The sequence below is a fragment of the Salmonella sp. 2020_1395 genome, assembly GCF_043848115.1.
Taxonomy (GTDB): domain Bacteria; phylum Pseudomonadota; class Gammaproteobacteria; order Enterobacterales; family Enterobacteriaceae; genus Salmonella; species Salmonella enterica.
In genome coordinates, this window is the sequence record NZ_JBCMFH010000038.1 from 1 (window position 1) to 1,727 (window position 1,727).

At 53.6% G+C, this 1,727-nt stretch carries 1 rRNA gene; it reads left to right on the plus strand.

The window, feature by feature from the left end:
• Nucleotides 1–1,695 (plus strand): 23S ribosomal RNA (locus tag ACH0WD_RS24390); the annotation flags it as partial.
• Nucleotides 1,696–1,727 lie beyond the last annotated feature (32 nt).

The following is a 1,727-nucleotide window of genomic DNA, read 5'->3' on the forward strand; positions in this document are numbered from 1 at the left end:
GAAGGTGGCCTGTGAGGGTTGCTGGAGGTATCAGAAGTGCGAATGCTGACATAAGTAACGATAAAGCGGGTGAAAAGCCCGCTCGCCGGAAGACCAAGGGTTCCTGTCCAACGTTAATCGGGGCAGGGTGAGTCGACCCCTAAGGCGAGGCCGAAAGGCGTAGTCGATGGGAAACGGGTTAATATTCCCGTACTTGGTGTTACTGCGAAGGGGGGACGGAGAAGGCTATGTTGGCCGGGCGACGGTTGTCCCGGTTTAAGCGTGTAGGTGTGTGTTCCAGGTAAATCCGGTTCACTTTAACACTGAGGCGTGATGACGAGGCACTACGGTGCTGAAGCAACAAATGCCCTGCTTCCAGGAAAAGCCTCTAAGCATCAGGTAACATCAAATCGTACCCCAAACCGACACAGGTGGTCAGGTAGAGAATACCAAGGCGCTTGAGAGAACTCGGGTGAAGGAACTAGGCAAAATGGTGCCGTAACTTCGGGAGAAGGCACGCTGACACGTAGGTGAAGTGATTTACTCATGGAGCTGAAGTCAGTCGAAGATACCAGCTGGCTGCAACTGTTTATTAAAAACACAGCACTGTGCAAACACGAAAGTGGACGTATACGGTGTGACGCCTGCCCGGTGCCGGAAGGTTAATTGATGGGGTCAGCGCAAGCGAAGCTCCTGATCGAAGCCCCGGTAAACGGCGGCCGTAACTATAACGGTCCTAAGGTAGCGAAATTCCTTGTCGGGTAAGTTCCGACCTGCACGAATGGCGTAATGATGGCCAGGCTGTCTCCACCCGAGACTCAGTGAAATTGAACTCGCTGTGAAGATGCAGTGTACCCGCGGCAAGACGGAAAGACCCCGTGAACCTTTACTATAGCTTGACACTGAACATTGAGCCTTGATGTGTAGGATAGGTGGGAGGCTTTGAAGTGTGGACGCCAGTCTGCATGGAGCCGACCTTGAAATACCACCCTTTAATGTTTGATGTTCTAACGTGGACCCGTAATCCGGGTTGCGGACAGTGTCTGGTGGGTAGTTTGACTGGGGCGGTCTCCTCCTAAAGAGTAACGGAGGAGCACGAAGGTTGGCTAATCCTGGTCGGACATCAGGAGGTTAGTGCAATGGCATAAGCCAGCTTGACTGCGAGCGTGACGGCGCGAGCAGGTGCGAAAGCAGGTCATAGTGATCCGGTGGTTCTGAATGGAAGGGCCATCGCTCAACGGATAAAAGGTACTCCGGGGATAACAGGCTGATACCGCCCAAGAGTTCATATCGACGGCGGTGTTTGGCACCTCGATGTCGGCTCATCACATCCTGGGGCTGAAGTAGGTCCCAAGGGTATGGCTGTTCGCCATTTAAAGTGGTACGCGAGCTGGGTTTAGAACGTCGTGAGACAGTTCGGTCCCTATCTGCCGTGGGCGCTGGAGAACTGAGGGGGGCTGCTCCTAGTACGAGAGGACCGGAGTGGACGCATCACTGGTGTTCGGGTTGTCATGCCAATGGCACTGCCCGGTAGCTAAATGCGGAAGAGATAAGTGCTGAAAGCATCTAAGCACGAAACTTGCCCCGAGATGAGTTCTCCCTGAGACTTAGAGTCTCCTGAAGGAACGTTGAAGACGACGACGTTGATAGGCCGGGTGTGTAAGCGCAGCGATGCGTTGAGCTAACCGGTACTAATGAACCGTGAGGCTTAACCTTACAACGCCGAAGATGTTTTGGCGGATGAGAGA